Annotated in this window: 14 protein-coding genes; 7 read left to right on the top strand and 7 right to left on the bottom strand. The window is 39.8% G+C overall.

The features are described from left to right. Positions 1-319: 319 nt before the first annotated feature. Positions 320-3,268, bottom strand: coding sequence for a rhamnogalacturonan lyase family protein (locus tag LKE05_RS08495; protein WP_308456538.1), 2,949 nt, complete (start codon positions 3,266-3,268; stop codon positions 320-322). A 193-nt stretch (positions 3,269-3,461) separates the two neighbouring features. Between LKE05_RS08495 and LKE05_RS08490 the strand changes: the two genes are divergently transcribed. Continuing rightward, on the top strand, positions 3,462-3,809 hold the full coding sequence (locus tag LKE05_RS08490) for an ArsR/SmtB family transcription factor (protein WP_022229150.1): 348 nt from the start codon (positions 3,462-3,464) through the stop codon (positions 3,807-3,809). 12 nt (positions 3,810-3,821) lie between these two features. On the opposite strand, the gene LKE05_RS08485 is transcribed toward LKE05_RS08490, so the two are convergent. From LKE05_RS08485 to leuA, 4 genes are all read right to left on the bottom strand, one after another. Further along, positions 3,822-5,162 (bottom strand): MATE family efflux transporter, encoded by a 1,341-nt coding sequence (locus LKE05_RS08485; RefSeq protein WP_308456537.1) that lies wholly within the window; start codon positions 5,160-5,162, stop codon positions 3,822-3,824. 28 nt (positions 5,163-5,190) lie between these two features. Beyond that, a complete protein-coding gene (purF, locus tag LKE05_RS08480; RefSeq protein WP_308456536.1) occupies positions 5,191-6,570 on the bottom strand; it encodes an amidophosphoribosyltransferase in 1,380 nt (459 codons plus the stop codon). 228 nt (positions 6,571-6,798) lie between these two features. Next, complete coding sequence (locus tag LKE05_RS08475; RefSeq protein ID WP_117968163.1) at positions 6,799-7,488, bottom strand: hypothetical protein; 690 nt, start codon at positions 7,486-7,488, stop codon at positions 6,799-6,801. A 474-nt stretch (positions 7,489-7,962) separates the two neighbouring features. Beyond that, the gene (gene leuA, locus LKE05_RS08470) at positions 7,963-9,624 is read right to left on the bottom strand and encodes a 2-isopropylmalate synthase (protein ID WP_308456535.1); all 1,662 of its coding nucleotides are present in this window, start codon (positions 9,622-9,624) and stop codon (positions 7,963-7,965) included. A gap of 367 nt (positions 9,625-9,991) precedes the next feature. On the opposite strand from leuA, the gene LKE05_RS08465 reads away from it, so the two are divergent. The 3 genes from LKE05_RS08465 (at position 9,992) to LKE05_RS08455 (ending at position 11,803) form a co-directional block, all read left to right on the top strand. Further along, positions 9,992-10,543: a manganese efflux pump MntP gene (locus tag LKE05_RS08465; protein WP_308456534.1), complete on the top strand. Its 552-nt coding sequence runs from the start codon at positions 9,992-9,994 to the stop codon at positions 10,541-10,543. 100 nt (positions 10,544-10,643) lie between these two features. Beyond that, positions 10,644-11,498 carry a 16S rRNA (adenine(1518)-N(6)/adenine(1519)-N(6))-dimethyltransferase RsmA gene (rsmA, locus tag LKE05_RS08460; protein ID WP_147514369.1) on the top strand — a complete coding sequence of 285 codons (855 nt, stop codon included), beginning with the start codon at positions 10,644-10,646 and terminating at the stop codon, positions 11,496-11,498. 11 nt (positions 11,499-11,509) lie between these two features. Continuing rightward, positions 11,510-11,803, top strand: coding sequence for a helix-turn-helix domain-containing protein (locus tag LKE05_RS08455; protein ID WP_022228907.1), 294 nt, complete (start codon positions 11,510-11,512; stop codon positions 11,801-11,803). A gap of 46 nt (positions 11,804-11,849) precedes the next feature. Here the strand turns inward: LKE05_RS08455 and typA are convergent, their stop codons facing one another. Further along, positions 11,850-13,676, bottom strand: coding sequence for a translational GTPase TypA (gene typA / locus LKE05_RS08450; protein ID WP_308456533.1), 1,827 nt, complete (start codon positions 13,674-13,676; stop codon positions 11,850-11,852). A 174-nt stretch (positions 13,677-13,850) separates the two neighbouring features. Here typA and argS point away from each other — a divergent pair, with 174 nt between their 5' ends. Continuing rightward, positions 13,851-15,551: an arginine--tRNA ligase gene (argS, locus tag LKE05_RS08445; protein WP_147514367.1), complete on the top strand. Its 1,701-nt coding sequence runs from the start codon at positions 13,851-13,853 to the stop codon at positions 15,549-15,551. A 70-nt stretch (positions 15,552-15,621) separates the two neighbouring features. Further along, a complete protein-coding gene (locus LKE05_RS08440) occupies positions 15,622-15,789 on the top strand; it encodes a hypothetical protein (protein WP_308456532.1) in 168 nt (55 codons plus the stop codon). A gap of 308 nt (positions 15,790-16,097) precedes the next feature. On the opposite strand, the gene LKE05_RS08435 is transcribed toward LKE05_RS08440, so the two are convergent. Next, the gene (locus LKE05_RS08435; protein ID WP_022228910.1) at positions 16,098-17,120 is read right to left on the bottom strand and encodes an aldo/keto reductase; all 1,023 of its coding nucleotides are present in this window, start codon (positions 17,118-17,120) and stop codon (positions 16,098-16,100) included. Between the two features lie 164 nt (positions 17,121-17,284). On the opposite strand from LKE05_RS08435, the gene LKE05_RS08430 reads away from it, so the two are divergent. Then, positions 17,285-20,548 (top strand): glycoside hydrolase family 2 protein, encoded by a 3,264-nt coding sequence (locus LKE05_RS08430; protein ID WP_308456531.1) that lies wholly within the window; start codon positions 17,285-17,287, stop codon positions 20,546-20,548. The last annotated feature ends 36 nt before the right edge of the window (positions 20,549-20,584 follow it).

The raw sequence follows: 20,584 nt of genomic DNA, 5'->3' as shown, positions 1-20,584 counted from the left end.
GCCTTTACAGTATATATTATTTTAATTATATCATAATAGAAATGTTTTGTCCAATTCAAACAAAAAAAACGGTGTTGCATTGCAACACCGTTTCAGAATGTCGACAAATTGTCCGGAACGTGCAAAATATTATTTTTGTATTTTAAAACTAAATTTATAGCTATAACAAATAACAGGCAAGCCTATCTTCGATATACGGCTTGCCTGTGCACTTTTTGCGAAAATAAACTCTAACGTACCAACGTACGCCGACGAGTTCATTTTCGCAAAATCCGAACTAATTTCTCGACCTCTGTCAGCCTGTCGACAGCTCCTTTTTTTATTCTTCAGCGCCAAGAACAGCGATTTCGCTGATATGACAGTAATTCTTGTCAGGGTCTGTTGCACCGTCACCGTTGTAGCGGATATAACGTGCTTTTACCGTTTCATGGAACATATACTTTTCAAATTCGCTTGATTCACCTGTGTTTTGAGTTTTTGGAAGTGCAGTTTCCCAAGTCTTGCCGTCAACCGAGTATTCGATTGTGAACGGATAAATTCTTTCACTGCCTTTCCACATTGCGATTGCAACACCAGAAACGTCCTTTTCTTCGCCTAAATCAAGCGTAAGCGTACTCTTACCGTAACTTGACCAACGCGTGTTTATATCAAGGTCAACCGCACCTGCTTCAACGTTACCGTCATTGTCGCTTGCCTCAACGGCAAAAACGTCAAGTTGGTTAGGATAATATTTTTGACCTGTTCCGTTTATTGCGACAACTTCAATTTTGTCAGGTACTTTTGCAGATGTGATTGTAGATTTTCTTGACATTGCGAAATCGTCCGACATATTTAAGTCAATATCGCTTATGCAGATATATTTATCATTGTAGTAAACAATCTTTCCGAGTGCTTCACCGATTGCACGAAGCGGAACCATTGTTCTGTCGTTGTTCAAAATCGGTGCAGTGTCCATTGTTTTTGTTTCGTTGTTTACAGTATAATCGTTGCTACCGATTTTCATTGTAACGGCGTCACCGTTGATTTTGATTTCCTGTGTATCTGCCACCCATTCAACGTCTGCGCCGAATGACTCAGAAATAAATCTCAACGGAACAAGAGTTCTTTCGTTTTCGTCAAGGTATGGTACAACGTCCGTGCTGTCGTTATCAACACGTTTCGGAACACCGTTTGTAAGTGCTGTCGGTGTGTCAAGTACAAGCTCAACCTTTTCACCGCTGTATAAATCGTTTATATTCCAAGACTTCTTTGCAAGGTCGGGATTTTTTTCATTGTTGCCTACTGTATAAATCTGCGGTACAGGTACATTTTCAGTGTCAAAACCAAGATAATAGCTTAGGTGTGTAGGCTGATTGTAACAGTCGTTTTGGTATGCAACGTGCATTCTGTATTGAATGTCGTGCATAAGTGTAGGGATTTTGTAGCTTGTCGGTGTAGTGGTTGTGTAAATTCTCAAAGCACTGCCGTCCTTTAGCGGATACATAACTTCTTCACGCCAATCGCCGAAAAGATCGGCGGTAAGTGACGGATTAGCTTTTGTACCGTTTACAGAAGTACAACCCGAAGCGGTGAAGATAGTTTCAACCTTTTCTTTTTCGGGATTCCACTTGCTGATATAAATGTTGTCCTGAACTTCACGGCCCAAATCGCCGTCCCAATAGCATAGGAAGTTTGCCGGCATAGTGTATTTTGTTGAAATGACGGTACCGTCTGCGGCGGTAAGTATTCCTGCGGCTGACCAGCCTTCGCAACCAGGATAACGCGGGTCTATGTCATCAGATGTGCCGCGACCGTTGTCACTGCCCATTTGTTCGCCGCCGACAAGTATTTCGCCTGTACGTGCGTCACGCATTTCAAAGCTGTATTTTGCTTGAGTTTCTTCGTGACAAGAGTAAACTTCAAGTCCCGGTCTTGACGTGTCAAGGTCACTGACGTGCTGTGCGTCACCGTGTCCCAAACCTGTCGAATACATAGGCTTGCCGTCGTTGTCTATTGCAAGCGCACCGTATATAAGCTCATCGCAACCGTCATAATCAACGTCTGCGGCACTCATTGAGTGGTTGCCCTGTCCGATATATTTATTGTTGTAATCCATTGTATCAAAGCGCCATTTCTTAACAAGTTTGCCGTCTACAAGATCGTATGTTGCAATAACTGTTCTGCCGCCTGTTTCACCCTCAGGACCTGTGTAATAACCTCTTGCAAAAACCATGCTTGGTCTTGTGCCGTCAAGATATGCAACGGCGGCAAGGTATCTTTCGGAACGGTTTCCGAATGTATCGCCCCAAGAGCTTATATCCCATTTTTGACCGCTTGCGGTTTTGCCTGTGATTTGCGGGTCATAGTCAACTGTATCAATTACAGAGCCGTCCTCACCCTTGAATACTGTAAGATAAAGCGGACCTGTAAGGTTTTTACCGTTGCTTACAACGGCATAGTTTTTGTTTGCGTCACCGATAACAGAGCCGTCACCTGCGATTGTGCCGTCAGCCGTACGGCAAGCAACTTCGGCTTTGCCGTCACAGTCATAGTCGTATACCATAAACTGCGTGTCGTGTGCGCCTGCACGAATGTTAGGTCCCATATTTATACGCCATAGACGTGTACCGTCAAGCTTGTACGCGTCAAGAATACATTCACCCGTAAAACCTGCCTGTGCGGCGTCTTTTGCGTTTGACGGGTCCCACTTCAATACGATTTCATATTCGCCGTCACCGTCAAGGTCACCGACAGACGCGTCACCCGGTGTATATGAATATTCTTCACCGTTTACTTTATTGTTTTCAGGCTTTTGGATTGGAATATCCATATAATTGTTGTCCCAAAGCTGAACTGCTCCAACTTTGTCCCATTGTTCTTCGCCGTTTACAACAGGTACAATGAAATACTGTGTATCGTCACTTGCGATAAATAAATCGGTGAAATTTGTTGCATTTAGAGGTTCGTTATTTATTTTTTGTCCGTATGAGGACATTTCTGTTAAACTTCGATAAATGTTATATCTCGTATCCGCACTTTCAGTGCCGAGCCAACGCCACGAAATATATGTATAGCCGTCCATTCTTACGGCAACAGCACCTCTGTTTAGATTTTCCATAGGACGCTGAATATCAGGTCGTGAGTCGATTAATTTTTGTGTTTCGGCGGCGGATTCTGTGTAATCGCCGACTTTCAGGCTTTCGCCTACTTCTGCGGCAAGTGCGGAAACCGCCGAACTTGCAAGCATTGCAACTGTAAGCATAGCCGAAATGATTTTCTTTTTATTCATAGTGTATTAAAATCCTCCTTTTCAAAGTATCTAAGTTATATTTTATCATATTATAAAAAGAATTTGGGTAAATTTAATAATGAATTCTGATTTTTATAAATTAATATCTGATTTTTCAAGCGATTTGACAAATCAAGATTAAAAGGGTATAATATGAATATATGAACATATGACTGAAAAGAGGAGAAGATAAATGGATAAATGCAGTACCTGTCAATATAATCCGCAGATTTTAGATAGATTGAAAAATCAACTTCCCGATGAAGATGTAACGGATAAATTGTCGGAAATGTTTAAAGTGTTCGGCGACAGTACAAGAATAAGAATTTTATGGACGTTGTTTGATAAGGAATTGTGTGTGTATGATATAGCGAATGCACTCGGTATGAGCCAGTCGGCTATCAGTCATCAGCTTAAAACTTTAAAACAGGCAAGGCTTATAAAGTCACGCCGTGACGGTAAAAATGCCTTTTATTCGATTGATGACGACCACGTTAAAAAGATTATAGAACAAATGCTTATTCATATTGAGGAAAACTAAAAAACGGTGCAATTAATTTGCACCGTTTTTGATTGTTGTTTTATAATAAATAAAATAGAATACTGCCGAAATAACTGCGGCGATAGTCCAGCCGACAGGCCAAGAAAGCCATATTCCGACTTCCGAATTAAGTGCGTATGAGAAAACATACGCAAGGATAACTCTTAAAAGCAAGTCTGTAAACGTGCTTGCCATAAACGCCCTCATACGTCCCGCACCGCGAAGAATACCGTCAAATGTAAGCTTTGCGGAAATTACAAAATAGAACGGTGTGACGATTTTTAAAAATATTCTTCCTACGTCTATAATACCTGTCTCACTGCTTTTTACGAATATATTCATCATAGTATTCGGGAATACGAAATACGCAATGAAAAACGGCAGAGAAACAACGATAAGCATAACAATACCTGCTTTAAGTCCTTCAGGTATGCGGAGAAGCTTTCGCGCACCTGTGTTTTGTGCCGTATAGCTTGACATTGCATTTCCGAGCGTTGAAAAACTTGTTATAGCGAATGTATTCAGCTTTATAGCCGCACTGTAACCGGCGATAACGTCAGAGCCGAAACTGTTTACACGGCTTTGTATAAATAAATTTCCGACCGATACAAAACTTTGCTGCAAGATACTCGGTATTGCAATTCTTGAAATATGTCCGAGCATACGGATTGAAAATTTTTTATATGTCCCCGATTTTATACCGTGAACGCGTTTTAAAAGTACGGCGAATGCGAGCATGGAAGATATACCCTGTGCAATAAATGTTGCCCAGCCGACTCCAGCCACGCCCATATTAAATACAATTACGAAAACAAGGTCAAGAATTATATTTCCGACTGACGACATAATCAAAAAATACAACGGAGTTTTACTGTCCCCCATAGCGGTAAAAACACCTGTGCATATGTTGTACAGAAACAGAAAAATCAATCCGCCTATGTAAATATTAAGATATGTCATTGAGTCGGAAAAAATATTGTCGGGAGTAGATAACATTTTTAACATTCCCGAACAGAAAACAATTCCGAAGATTGTAAGAATTGCGGCAAGTACAGTCATTGAAATTATTGAAGTGAAAATGGAAGTTTTGAGTTTTTCAAAATTTTTCGCACCGAACAACTGCGAAATAATAACAGCCGCACCGACGTTTGCACCTGTGGCTATTGCCATAAAAATCATCGTAATCGGATAAGAAGCGCCCACAGCAGCTAATGCCTGGGCGCCTACAAATTTTCCGGCTACGATACTGTCCACTATATTATAGAGTTGCTGAAATACCACGCTCAAAAGCATAGGTATCGAAAAGCTCCATAATATTTTTGAGGGTTTGCCCTCTGTCAAGTCAGTAATCATTTACCTCATTCTTTCTTATTAAATTTTATCAGTCAACATCAACAGGATATTTACCCGAGAAACATCCGTCACAGAATTGACAGTTTGCGTTAGGAATAATCTTTTTCAAAGAATTAACGCTTAAAAATCCGATACTGTCTGCACCGATAAGTTCTTTAATTCCGTCCATGGTGTAGTTACAGGCTACAAGCTGATCCTTTGACGGTACGTCTGTACCGAAGTAGCAAGGGAACATAAACGGCGGAGCAGATGAACGAACGTGAACTTCTGTTGCACCGAAGTGACGTAAAAGGCTTACAATTCTCTTTGAAGTCGTACCTCTTACGATTGAGTCGTCAACCATAACGACACGCTTTCCCTCAACTGTGCTTTTCAGTACGTTAAGTTTAATTCTTACGGAATTTTCACGCATTGCCTGTGACGGCTGAATGAAAGTTCTGCCGATATATTTATTCTTTACAAAACCGATGTCGTAAGGAATTCCCGATTCCTTTGCATAACCCATTGCGGCACTTAGTCCCGAATCCGGTACACCGATTACAACGTCAGCCTCAACAGGAAATTCCTGCGCTAAGTATTTGCCTGCAAGCATACGTGAATCGTGTGCAGACTGTCCTTCAATAATACTGTCAGGACGTGCAAAATATAAGTATTCAAAGATACACATTGTATGTGGCTTTTTGCCGACGTGAGTTCTGATAGTGGAAATTTTACCGTCTTGAACGACAACAATTTCACCGGGCTCAATGTCGCGGACAAATTCCGCACCCACACTGTCAAGTGCACAAGTTTCCGAGGCAAAAACAATAGCGTCGCCTTTTTTACCCATACAGAGCGGTCTGAAACCCCAAGGGTCACGAGCGGCAATAAGTTTTTGCGGACTCATAACGATAAGTGAAAACGCACCTACAAGGTGATTTATAGTCTTTTCAACCGCCTCTTCAACGCTTTTTGAATTAAGACGTTCTTTGGCGATTGTGTAAGCAATCATTTCTGTGTCGGTTGTTGTTTGGAAGATAGCACCTGTAACGCTTAGTTCTTGTGCCAATTCGTCCTTGTTTACGAGGTTGCCGTTGTGGGCAATGGCGATATTACCTTTTACATATCTAAGTACAAGCGGTTGAGCATTTTCACGCATACTTTCGCCTGTTGTCGAATAGCGAACGTGACCGACAGCCATTTTACCGTCAAGTTTTGTCAATATTTCGTCATTAAATACATCGTTGACAAGTCCCATATCCTTGTAATGAGTAATGTCACGATTGTTATTTACCGCGATACCGCAGCTTTCCTGTCCTCTGTGCTGAAGTGCATAAAGTCCGTAATAGGTCGTTCTTGCACAATCACCGTCAGGATCATAAATGGCGAATACACCACATTCTTCACCGATTCTGTTGTCATTTTGCATAATCTTTATCCTCTCTTAAAATACGCTTTGTATTAAAATTTTGATACATATTATATTATATACTGTTTTCCGATAAAATTCAACAGTTTTTATAAGTGAATTTGCATAGCGAGATTAAATATTGCTTTTTCGACAAAACAAAAAATCTCAAGAGTATAGCTCTTGAGATTTTTCAGGTCATTTTGTGAATGTTTTTGTCAATAATTTACAACAATATTCGAATTAAAATTATTCTCCGAACAATTTTTTGTTTTCGTTATCAATTTCAATCTGTCTTTGCTTTTGTTCATCCGAATAGTTAGGGTGCATATTATGTTCTTTTTCAATCTTGTCTTTTAACTCATCTATAACTTCGGTATCTCTTTCGTTATCGACTTCCATAGAACTTATATAAGTATTGATAGTATTACTCGAACGTGAGTTTTCTGATTCTGATAGGTCGTATTTTCCTTGTCGCATACCTGTTAAAACATAATAGTCTTCATCGGTTGCAATGTCGCTGTCATCTCTTGAAAGGAATAATAAAACTTTTTCATTAACTTCAAAGTCAGGATAACCGTCGGAAGAAACGATTGTGTTTTCATCTTCGCCTTTATCTATTCTTACTATAGCTTGATTATCGTCACGTTCGCCGAAAAGGTAATTATCAATGTTTACAACTATGTCTGTCTGAAGAATATTTCTGAAATTTTCACCTTTTTCATTATTGGGATTACTCCATTTACTGTCCATAATTTCTGAAACAGTACCCTCTATTATTAAGTCTGAACGTAAAATAAGCTCACTTTCAGATATTAACGGTATAATACCGTCAACGACTATTTCTTCTTTTTTTGCATTATTTCCGCAAGATGTTGCAGTGAGCATTATTGTGAGACAACACATTAAACTGATTATATTTAAAATAGATTTTTTCATAATAATATTTCTCCTTTTTTATTTATTGTAAATAGCATTTATACCGTTTATATCATCTTCAAATAAAGATCTTTTTCGTTGCCCTTTAGCTTGAGGAGTAGACATAACAGAATATGTCGTTCCAGAATGTCCCATCTGTTATGTATTCTTTTGTAAGCTTACTATTTGTATCAAATATTATTAGTATATGAGTATAAAACACTAATATGCAATTAATATAACATAAAAGATAGCATAGAGATATAGGTGAGTAAGTTCACTAAACTGATGTTATTAAAAGTATTAATGCACAAAATAATTTACAAATATACCAATTATTTAGTACATTTTCATTTTACAAAAAAAAATCCTTTTTGTCAATATATTTTTATTGAATTGTAATTTAAACGGGAAAATTGGTATAATTTAATTCTAATCAGTAAATATATTATAAAAAAAGTGGCAGAAAAACTGCCACTTTTTTTATAATGATGTTTAGTTATCTGCAAGCATTCTGTTTACTGCCGAAATAAGTGCATAGATTGACGCGGTGTTAATATTTGCGTCAACGCCTGCACCCCAATAAGTTTTGTGGTGGTTGTGGTCGTTGATTTCAATATATGTTGCCGCTCTTGAATTTGATGAACGTGTTAGGGCGTGTTCTGTGTAGTTGCAGATTTCAAACTGCTGACCCAAGAATTGTCTTAGACCGTTGCAAAGTGCGTCCAAAGGACCGTTACCCTTGCCCTCGATAGAGGTAACTTTTCCGCCCTTTTCGATAGTAGCCGAAAGAATTGTACAGTCATCTTCCTCCGTTGAACGATAGAAACGGGTTTTAATAGGCTCTGCCACATTCACATATGTATCCTTGAATGCTTGATGTATTTCGTGATTTGTAAGTACGGTTTTCTTTTCGTCAGACATATCTGTGATAAGTGAAGAAAATTCCGCAAGCATTGGCTTCGGTAGGGTGTAGCCGTACTTGTTTTCCATAATATAGCTTACACCGCCTTTACCTGACTGACTGTTGATAAGAATAGGCTCATATTTTCTGCCGATGTCGGTAGGGTCGATTGTAAGGTATGGGTTAGCCCATTTATTTGACGGACTTGAACCGAATTTATCCATACTCTTTTTGATTGCGTCCTGGTGAGAACCCGAAAATGCAACGTATGCCATTTCACCTGCGTATGGGTGTCTTGGGTTAATCGGCAAACGATTATACTTTTCGTATACTTCGATGATTTCATCAATATTTTCAAGATGAAGTTCAGGGTCGATACCTTGACAGAACATATTAAGTGCAACAGTGATAACGTCCGTGTTACCTGTTCTTTCGCCGTTACCGAATATTGTACCCTCAACTCTGTCCGCACCTGCAAGCAATGCAAGTTCGCTTGACGCAACGCCTGTACCTCTGTCGTTATGTGCGTGAACGCTGATAACAAGATGTTCACGATTGTTAAGGTGCTTGCACATATATTCGATTTGGTCGGCATATACGTTTGCTGTCGCAACTTCGATAGTTGACGGAAGATTTACGATAACTTTGTTTGTTTCGGACGGCTTGAATACATCAAGTACGGCATTTGTAACTTCTGCCGCGTAGTCCGGCTCTGTACAAGTGAAACTTTCAGGTGAATATTCAAAACGAATATTTCCGTCAAGCTGACCGTCAACAAGGCTCATTACAAGCTTTGCACCGTCAACGGCAAGTTGTTTGATTTCTTCCTTGCTCTTTCTGAAAACAACTTCACGTTGAAGTGTTGAAGTTGAGTTGTAAAGGTGGATAATTGCGTTTTTAGCACCCTTTAGAGCCTCAACGGTTTTCTTTATAATATGTTCTCTTGCTTGTGTAAGCACTTGAATTGTGACATCATCGGGAATAAGATTTTCGTCAATAAGACGGCGAACAAATTCAAATTCAGTATGCGACGCTGCCGGAAAACCTACTTCGATTTCCTTAAAACCAAGCTTTACAAGGAATTTGAAAAATTCGATTTTTTCTTCTGTCGTCATAGGTGAGTAAAGTGCCTGATTACCGTCACGAAGGTCAACACTGCACCAAATCGGAGCATGAGTTATTTCATTGTTCGGCCACTGACGATCCTCAAGCGGAATCGGATGGTACATTTTTTGATATTTTTTATAATTCATAATGAACACTGCCTTTCCGGCGAATACGCCTAAAATAATATATGAAATTTCTAACTAAAAAAGCTGAGCCACAATGTGACCCAGCATAATTTCAATACAGTTCAGTACAGAAAAACAAAACTGAAGACCACATTGTCGATTCAGCTTAGGAGTAGGAGGTTATTCAAATTTGCCTTTGAAAATTTATCCATAATTCCGTACCTCTTTCTATACTATATGGCTATTCTACAATAAAATCAAGGCTTTGTCAATATTTTTTTGAAAATTAATATATAGAATTTATAGGGTGAAATTGCGGATTATATAGTGATTTTTTATACATTAAAGGAATAGACGGAGCATATATTGGACGTAGGAGGATTGGTTTATGGATATACTGTCTTTATTGTTCCTTGCTGTTGCACTTGCGATGGACGCATTTTCGGCGGCGGTTACGGACGGAATGATTGTGAAAAAAATACGATTTTATGATGCGCTTAAAGTGGGATTGTTTTTCGGTGTGTTTCAGTTTCTGATGCCTTGTATCGGAAATTTGGTGTCGGGGTTTGCGACTGATATTGTGGAACGTTTTGACCATTGGATTGCGTTTGTGCTTTTGGGATTTTTGGGACTGCATATGATATGGGAGTCACGCACCGAACAGGAAATACCGAAAAATCCTTTAAAAAATTCATCGCTTTTGCTTGCGGCAATCGCAACAAGTATTGATGCACTTGCGGCAGGTGTTACGCTTGCGGCGGTCGGTACGCCGATTTTGTTTTCGTCCACGGTTATCGGAATTACAGCATTTTTGTTTTCGTTCGGCGGTGTTTTTATCGGTAAGAAGTTCGGCGGTTTTCTCGGCTCAAAGGCAGAATGTATCGGCGGAATTATTCTTATATTAATAGGCGTAAAAACACTTGTCGAGCATTTATATTGACTAAATTTGCAAAGTGGGATATAATGATATTCAGAGCTGTTGAAATTTTGTCGGCAGGCTCAATGATATGTACTTAATATGTATGAAGGGATATTATAATATGGATTTAACTTCACCACGCACGATAAGAAATATTCAGGAACAATTCGGTTTTACGTTTAAAAAAGGTCTTGGACAGAATTTCCTGACTGCACGAAACATACTTGAAGAAATAGTGGACGCCGCAGAGATTGAAAGCGGTGTTATAGAGGTCGGACCGGGATTCGGCGTGCTTACGAGCGAGCTTGCGCAAAACAGCGATAAGGTCGTTACGATAGAAATAGACGAACGTTTGATTGATGTGCTTGACTACACACTTGCGGAATATGACAATGTAAAAATCATAAATGAAGATATTTTAAAACTTGATTTAAAAAAAGTTATTGACGATGAATTTAACGGCGAAAAGGTCAGTATAGCGGCAAATTTGCCGTATTACATCACTACACCGATTATCACTAAATTGCTTGAGGAAAAATTACCGATTAAAAATATAGTGGTTATGGTGCAGAAAGAGGTCGCCGAGCGTATGTCGGCAAAGCCGTCAACTAAGGATTACGGTGCGATAACGGTGCTTTGTCAGTATTATACGGAGCCGTCAATCGTGGCAAATGTTCCTGCGTCACTGTTCGTTCCGCCGCCAAAGGTGGACAGTGCGGTGTTAAAATTAAAGGTACTTGATAAACCGTCGGTGGAAGTAAAGGACGAGGGTGTATTTTTCAGAGTGGTGAAAGCGGCATTTTCACAGCGAAGAAAAACTCTTTTAAATTGCCTTTCGGCAAATTTTCCTATTCCGAAAGATGAAATATCAACACTTCTTGAAAGTATAGGAATTGCACCGTCAAGACGCGGTGAAACACTTTCGCTTGAAGAATTTGCAAATATCGCCGATACATTATTACAAAAGATAAAATAGGAGGATTTTCAATGGAAATCTTTTCATTTGGTGAACGACTTATGATTTACCGTAAAAGAGCGGGACTTTCCAAAAAAGAACTTGCCAAAAGAGTAGGGATAAGTGTTTCGACACTTACCAAGTATGAAAATGACGAATCACAACCGAATGTCGATATGCTTACCGATTTGGCTATTGCACTTGACATATCTGTTATGAAACTGCTTTCAGGTTTCGGTGATCCGATTCGTGAAAAATACAGACAGGGACTTTTAAATATTTCGCTTGAAAAAATGAATGCTTTGCAAGAAAGGCATTTGCTATAAAAAAATAGGATTGCGATTAATGCAATCCTATTTTTATGTTATGTTTTTATTTCTTCTTGTTGCCTGCTTTTGCTCGAAGGCTTGTGCTTAGAATTTTCTTTCTCATTCTAAGGTGGTTTGGAGTTACTTCCAATAATTCATCATCAGCGATAAAGTCAAGACACTGTTCAAGGCTCATTTCTCTCGGAGGAACAAGTCTTAATGCGTCATCAGAACCTGATGAACGGGTATTTGTTGCGTGCTTTTTCTTACATACGTTAACAACAACGTCCTCAAGTCTTGCGTTTTCACCGACAATCATACCTTCGTAAACCTTAACGCCCGCACCTACGAACAAAGTACCTCTTTCCTGTGCGTTGTAAAGACCGTAAGTAATAGTTGTACCGTCCTCCCAAGCGATAAGAGTACCGCGGGTTCTGCCGTTAAAGTCGCCCTTGTACGGCTCGTACTTTTCAAGAATACTGTTTATGATACCCGTACCCTTTGTTGCGGTAAGAAGTTCACTTCTGTAACCGATAAGACCTCTTGACGGAATTAAAAATTCAAGTCTTGTATATCCCTGTGCAGTCGGTGCCATATTTGTCATTTCACCTTTACGGTTTATAACACCGTCCATTACAGTACCTGTGTATTCATCAGGAACGTCAACTGTAAGTCTTTCGATAGGTTCGCACTTAACGCCGTCAATTTCTTTATAAATAACAACAGGATTTGAAACTTGGAATTCATAACCTTCACGGCGCATATTTTCGATAAGTACTGAAAGGTGAAGTTCACCACGTCCCGAAACGATAAAGCTTTCTGTCGAATCTGTTTCGTCAACTCTAAGACTTACGTTTGAATCAAGTTCTCTGAACAATCTGTCACGAAGATGACGGGAAGTAACGAATTTACCGTCTTGACCTGCAAACGGACTGTCATTAACGCTGAACGTCATTGAAAGTACAGGGTCATCGATTTTTACGAACGGAAGTGCTTCGGGATTGTCAACGTCACAAACCGTTTCACCGATATTAATATCAGCGATACCCGAAATCGCAACAACGTCACCTGCACCGACTTCGTCTGTAGGAACTTTTTTAAGTCCTTCAAAAGTAAATAGCTTTGTAGCTTTTCCTCTTGTTACTTTACCGTCGTGACGGCAGATTGAAAGCGGCATATTAACTTTTATACTGCCTCTTTCGATTTTACCTACTGCGATACGGCCTGTATAATCATCATAGTCAATGTTTGAAACAAGCATTTGGAACGGTGCGTCGTCCTCGCATTTAGGGCAAGGAATTGAATTTACGATAAGTTCAAACAATTCAGTAAGGTCACTGTTCGGCTGTTCCGGATTGTATTCTGCGGTTGCCCAGCCATCACGTCCGGATGCGTATATAACAGGAGTGTCAAGCTGTTCTTCTGTTGCACCTAAATCAATAAACAGGTCAAGCACTTCATCAACAACTTCGTAAGGTCTTGCGTTCGGTCTGTCAACCTTGTTTACAACGATAACGGGCTTTAGGTCAAGTGCCAATGCCTTTGACAATACGAAACGTGTCTGTGGCATACAGCCTTCAAATGCGTCAACAAGCAAAAGTACGCCATCAACCATTTCCAGACCGCGTTCAACTTCACCGCCGAAATCGGCGTGTCCAGGTGTATCGATGATATTTATTTTAACACCCTTGTAGTAAAGAGAAGTGTTCTTTGCAAGGATTGTGATACCTCTTTCTCTTTCAAGGTCATTTGAGTCCATAACTCTTTCGTCCACTTGTTCGTTTTCACGGAATGTACCGCTCTGTGCAAGCATTGCGTCAACAAGAGTTGTCTTACCGTGGTCAACGTGGGCGATAATTGCGATATTTCTTATATTTTCACGTTTTATCATAATTAATCTCCTAATCTCCTCATTTAATTACTCTAACCTCTTTATTATATACCCGTTTTGCAATTATTACAATATTTTTGCCGAAAAAACAGAATAATGTACAAAACCGACCTTGCATAAACACTGTTTAAATGTTATAATAACAAGTGATTTAATAAATGAGGAGTAAAGATAATGGATTTTAAAGAACATATAATTGAAAAAATTGTTGATATAACAGGACTTGAAAGAGAAGTTGTGGAAAAATCCGTCGAAGTTCCGCCTGATGAAAAAATGGGTGACATTGCATTTCCGTGTTTTCCGCTTGCAAAGGTTATGAGAAAAGCACCTCCTATTATTGCACAGGAGCTTGCCGAAAAAATGTCGGGTGACGATATGATTGAAAAGGCACAGGCTGCCGGCGGTTATTTAAACTTCTTTTTAAACCGTGAAAAGTTTATTTCGGAAACTGTTTCTTCCGCACTTGACGCAGGCGAGGATTGGGGCAAGTCGGATATGGGTAAGGGCAAGACTGTGCTTGTCGAATATTCGTCACCGAATATAGCAAAGCCGTTCCATATCGGTCACCTTTTCTCAACAGCTGTCGGAAATTCGCTTTCAAAGATTTACAAGCACCTTGGATATGATGTTCAGTCGCTTAATCACCTTGGCGACTGGGGTACGCAGTTCGGTAAGCTTATATGTGCTTACAAGAGATGGGGTGTTAAAGAGGTTATCGAAAAAGACCCTATAAACGAGCTTTTAAAGATATATGTAAAATTCCACGAAGAAGCTGAAAAGCACCCGGAACTTGACGATGAGGCAAGAGGATACTTCAAAAAGCTTGAGGACGGTGACGAGGAAACAACGGCTCTATGGACTTATTTCAGAGATATAAGCCTTGTTGAGTTCAAGCGAGTATATGATATGCTTGGCGTTAAGTTTGATTCATATAACGGCGAAGCATTCTATTCGGATAAAATGGACGAAGTTGTCGATATACTTCGTGACAAAGGATTGCTTACCGAAAGTGACGGCGCACAGGTTGTTGACTTGTCAGAACTTAATATACCGCCTTGTATCGTGCTTAAATCGGACGGTGCGACAATTTACGCAACTCGTGATATTGCGGCGGCTCTATATCGTCACAGAACATATGATTTCTATAAAAATATATACGTTGTCGGTATTCCGCAGTCACTTCACTTTAAGCAGATATTTGCCGTAATGAAAAAAGCAGGCTGGGATTGGGCAGATGATTGTGTTCACGTTGGTTTCGGTCTTGTAAAACTTCCGGGTAAGAATATGTCAACACGTCACGGTGACGTTGTATTCCTTGAGGACGTTTTAAACGAATCAATCGAAAAGACTAAGGAAATTATCGAGAAAAACGGCTCAAATGTTGAGGATATCGAAGACGCGTCAAAGAAAATCGGTATCGGCGCAATACTTTATACATTCCTTAAAAATTCGCGTGAAAAGGATATTATATTCAGTTGGGATACTATGCTTGACTTTGAGGGTGAGTCTGCTCCGTATTGTCAGTACGGTTATGCGCGCGGCAGAAGTATTTTGAGAAAAGCAGAGGGGATTGATTACTCAAATGCAGACTTCTCAAAAGCGGCATCTGATGAGGCATATTCGCTTGTAAAGCAAATTAACGGATTCGGTGATGCGGTAAAAGATGCGGCAGACAAGAACGAGCCGTTCTATATAAACAGATACGTTACAAATCTTACAAAGTCATTCAACAAGTTCTATAACACAAATCCTATTATGAAAGACGATGTTGACGAAGAAACAAAGAAAGCACGTCTTGCAATAGTTGACGCAACAACAAAGGTTATAAAGACAGCATTGGGCTTGCTTGGAATTGAAACTGTTGAAAGTATGTAATTTATAAAAGGGTGTTGTATGTGCAATGATATATTCGCAAAATATAAATAAAGTGTGTGCCGTCTGTCAGATGGCACATAAAAAAAGCGAAGATGAAATGTATTGTGATATAAAAAAACAAGCGGTGTCCGTTACAGATACCGCTTGTGATAAATTCAAATACGATATTTTAAAACGTCATGTAAGACGTATGCGTAAATTGAAAACGAATTTTAATCCTGAGGATTTTTCACTGTAACAGTGCTTGACATGACATTTGTTAAGTGTTATAATTCAAATAGAGAGTAGGAGCAGTAAAACGATTGTTTCTACGTCATAATGTTATGTAAATGTAGATTACATTCTACACAACCGCCTTATGCCCGTAAGGCGGTTATTTCTTTATTACCCATACAATAAGCAAAATCAACAATAATTGTACCGTTGTTTCACTCATAGCTGAATCCTTTCCGAAACAACCGCCTACTGCTCAAACTCAATATCCGAGCCGTTAGGCTGTTTATAATATATCATATTTTGCGGTCATTTGCAAGCAAACCGCTTTTTTTAAAATTCTTTTCCGTTTAAAATTTCAACGTAATCTTTATAATTTTCCTCCAAAAGTTTTGGAGTGTCAAGTCCGTAAGGACATTTTGATTTACATTGATTACAGTGCAGACAATTTTCTATCTTTTTCATTTTAGCCTGAACAGCGGGAGTAAGCTGAAGTTCGGACGGTGAACGTCTTAGAAGAAGCGACATTCTTGCACAGTTATTTATTTCAATACCGACAGGACAAGGCATACAATATCCGCAACCGCGACAAAATTCGCCTGCAAGCATTTTTCTGTCATTATCAATAAGTTCCTTAATTTCACCTGTCACAGACGGTGGGTTTGTGTTGTAACTCAAAAATTCGTTAAGCTCACTCATACGCTGAACACCCCAAATAGGAAGTACATTATCATATTGTGCCATAAACGCATAAGCGGCGGCGGAATTTGTTATAAGACCGCCCGAAAGTCCTTTCATTGCTATAAAACCGAGATTATTTTTTTTGCAGTTTTCAACTATCGCAATATCTTTGTCCGTTGCAAGATAGCAGAACGGGAACTGAATTGTGTCGTAAAGTCCGGAGTCGATAGCCTCTTGTGCGACTGCAAGACGATGATTTGTAAGACCGATAAAACGAATTTTGCCTTGTGCTTTTGCCTCAAGCATTGCCTCATAAAGTCCTGTACCGTCATTCGGTTTCGGACAGAATGACGGATTGTGGAATTGGTAAATATCTATGTAATCCGTTTTCATATTGTTAAGACTTGTATTTAGGTCTTTCCAAAAATCATCGGCATTTTGTGCGGCGGTTTTTGTGGCAATGTATATTTTGTCACGAACGTCCGACAGCGCATAACCGATTTTTTCTTCACTGTCTGTGTAAAAACGTGCGGTGTCAAAAAAATTAATTCCGCTGTTATACGCATGAAGAAGTATTTCTTTTGCGGAATCAAAGCTTATACGTTGTATCGGCAATGCACCGAATCCGTTCTTACAGACTTTAATTTCTGTCCTTCCTAAAGTTACATAATCCATATATTTTCGCCTCTTTAAATCAAGTTTTCTTAAATTATATCATATAGATTTACCACATTCAATATAAAAAGCAATCTTTGCAATATAAAAGACAATTATTGAATAACAAAAATGTGTTTGATGTGGTAAAATAGAAATAACATTATAATGGAGGAATTTTGTTTATGAAAGAGGGTAAAGTTTTCTGTTTTCATCACGGCTGGCATTTTCTGCTTGCGGATGAGTTTCCTATGCAAAAAGCACTTGAAAAGCATAAGGATAAAAACGGACGCTGTTTTTATGAACTTGATTATATAGAAGAAAATTGGGAGAGAGTAACTCTTCCGCATACGTTTAACGATACCGATTTGTTTCGTGACAGAATAAAGGACGCCGGCAGCGGTCAAAAACGTACTGCGGTATTTTACAGAAATTATTTGACCGTTCCGAAAGAATATTGCGGTCAAAAGGTACTTATCGAATTTGAGGGAATACGTCAGACGTGCTATTTGTACGTAAACGGTAAAATGGTCGGATATGTCGAAAACGGTGTTGCACCGTTTGGGTTTGATTTGACTCCGTTTATCGATTACGATAAACCGAATTTAATCGCTGTTGCGACTGACAACACCGCCACGCGTGAAACGGATTTTTGTATTGCAGAAACACCGAACAAGCCTGACGTTATACCCGGTTCGTACTTGTTTCCGCAGGACAAAGAGGTCGATAAAGCGTGTGAGGGTGTGGGATATTTTTGGAATTGCAATGACTTCAATCCGTCTGTCGGCGGTATAACAAGACCTGTAAAAATTCATTTTAAATCGCAGATATATTTGACTTTGCCGCTTTACAGCAATCTTATGACAAAAGGTACATATATTTACGGCAGTGATTTTGATATACAAAACGGTACGTCGAAAATAAATGTTGAGTCGGAAATCAGAAACGAAAGCGGAAAAGCTGTCAAGGCATATATTGAAGTAATCATAAAAAATATTGACGGCGAAGAAGTAACGCATTTTAAATCGGACGAATGTGTTGTAAATTCAACAAGTGCTAAAATACCGCCGTTGTCAATAACGCCGACAGACGCATATATTGCGGAGATTTTGCCTGACGGGAGAAAGCACTATACAGCGGTTAATGATGAAAGCAAACTCGGCGAAACGGTTACAAAGTCGCTTAACGTAACGGAAGTAAGCGCCGTTTCGGATACAACAAAGCTGAATTTTTGGAGCATAGCCAATCCGTTTTTGTACAGAGCGGAAGTAAGACTTTTTGCAGACGGTGAATTGTGCGACAGTGAAATTATTGAAACAGGATTCAGAAAGGTCGGTTACGACAAGGATAGGGGCGTGCTTTTGAATGATGTTCCTGTTTGGCTTAGGGGTTACGCACAAAGGGCAACGAATGAATGGGCGACAATCGGCATTGCACCCGAATGGCTGAAAGACGTTGACGCAATGCTTATAAAAGAAAGTAATGCAAACCATATTCGCTTTATGCACGTTGCAGGCTCAAAAGCAGATGTTCGTTCGTTTGACCGTCACGGCATTGTGTGTACACAACCTGCAGGTGACAAAGAACGTGAGAATTTCGGCAGACAGTGGAAACAAAGAGTTGAACTTATGCGTGATGTGATAATTGCGTTTAGAAACAGTCCGTCAATCCTGTTTTGGGAGGCGGGCAATAATTCGATAAACAAAGAGCATATGGCTGAGATGCGTGCGATTAAAGATAAACTTGACCCAAGCGGCGGAAGATTTATGGGGTGCCGTACATTGAATACAGAGGACGTTATAGAAGAATCCGAATTTGTCGGAACTATGCTTAACCGCCATGCCGCAAGATTTACCGCCGAGCATGGACCGATTATGGAAACTGAATATTTGCGTGAAGAAGCGCCGAGAAGAATTTGGGACGATTTTTCACCGCCTGATTTTGATTATAAGACAAAGTGGGGCGGAAAGGGCGGTCGTAAGCAGGTCGGTATTGATTTTTACGATATGACTTCGGAGGACTTGGCACTTGCTTCGGCTAAGGGCTATGGCGAATTTTTCAATGACAGAATAGGCGGTGCGTCGAAAAAGGATTATTACAGCGGTTGTGCGGCTTTGTGCTGGACAGATTCGGCACAACACGGAAGACAGGCGTACAGTGAAAACGCAAGAATGAGTGGCAGAGTTGACGCGGTGCGTAATAAAAAGCAGAGCTTCGACGTGTTTCGCGTTATGCAGTCACCGAAAAGTGCGATTAAAATTTTCGGTCACCGAAATTATCCTAAAGCTGACGGCGATAATTACAAATACAATGTGAAAAAGTTCAACGGCACATATTGGGAAGAAACAGGCGAAACGGATTTTCGTGACGCACATAATAAGACGGTGTATGTAATCGGCAGTTATGATATTGCGAAAATTGTTTTAAAAGTCAACGGCAGAGAAGTCGGGGTGTGCGATAAACCGATTTACACATTTGTGTTCCCGTTTCCGAATATCGACATAACCGAAAGCGGTGAGATAACCGCATACGGATATGACTGCAGCGGCAATCTTGTTGCAAATGACACGATTAAAACAGTCGGTAAACCGTCACAAATTCACTTAACACTTCACACCGATACAAACGGACTTAAAGCTGACGGCAATGACGTTGCATACGTTGATATTGAAGTAACCGATGAAAACGGCGATATTTGTCCGTTGTGTTATGATAAAATTGACTTTGAATTCAGCGGTGACGGTGTATTCTTGGGCGGATATAACAGCGGTAAATTTGATTTTGAAGATAAGCACGAGAGTGTTATACATAAAAATTACGTCTATGCCGAGTGCGGTACGAACAGAGTGTTTATTCGTTCGACAGAAAATGTCGGAAAGCTAAAGCTAAAGGCGAATATGAACGGCATAACGACGGAAATTGAATTTGAAAGTGTTGAAACTAAAAATGATACTCTTACGGAATGTACGTTTGACGGAATATACGAAGATTGCAAAAATGACGCAGACAGAGCGGAATTTGAGGCGATAGAAGAAATCGATAAGATTAAGTACATTCCCGAATCCGAGCCTTACTGCAAAATACTTGTGAACGGTCAAGAGCCTGATACAAGGGGAGTAAGGAGCCTTAATAAAAACGGTCGTATATGGGGTGCGGTGATTTGTATTCTTGAACGTCTTAAAACCGAGTGGAGCGAACATTTCGACTTTGAATATAATTCGGACGAAAAAATACTTACACTGAAAAGCGGTGAATATGTCGTTACGGCAGAGTGCGGACGTACTCATTTACTTGTAAACGGAAATGAAAATCTTATGGACGGTGAGCCGTATATTTCGGACAGCGGACAATTCGTTATGGAAGTCAGCGCGATAGCGTCATATATTGACGGCGTAAGTGCGTGGTATGACGATAAAGTGGAAGTTTTCAGAATAGAAACCAAACAATAAAAGACTGTCGGCAAAAAATCGCCGACAGTCTTTTTT

The organism is Hominilimicola fabiformis, from assembly GCF_020687385.1.
Lineage (GTDB): Bacteria > Bacillota > Clostridia > UBA1381 > UBA1381 > Hominilimicola > Hominilimicola fabiformis.
This window is presented reverse-complemented; position numbering and strand designations above follow the sequence as displayed.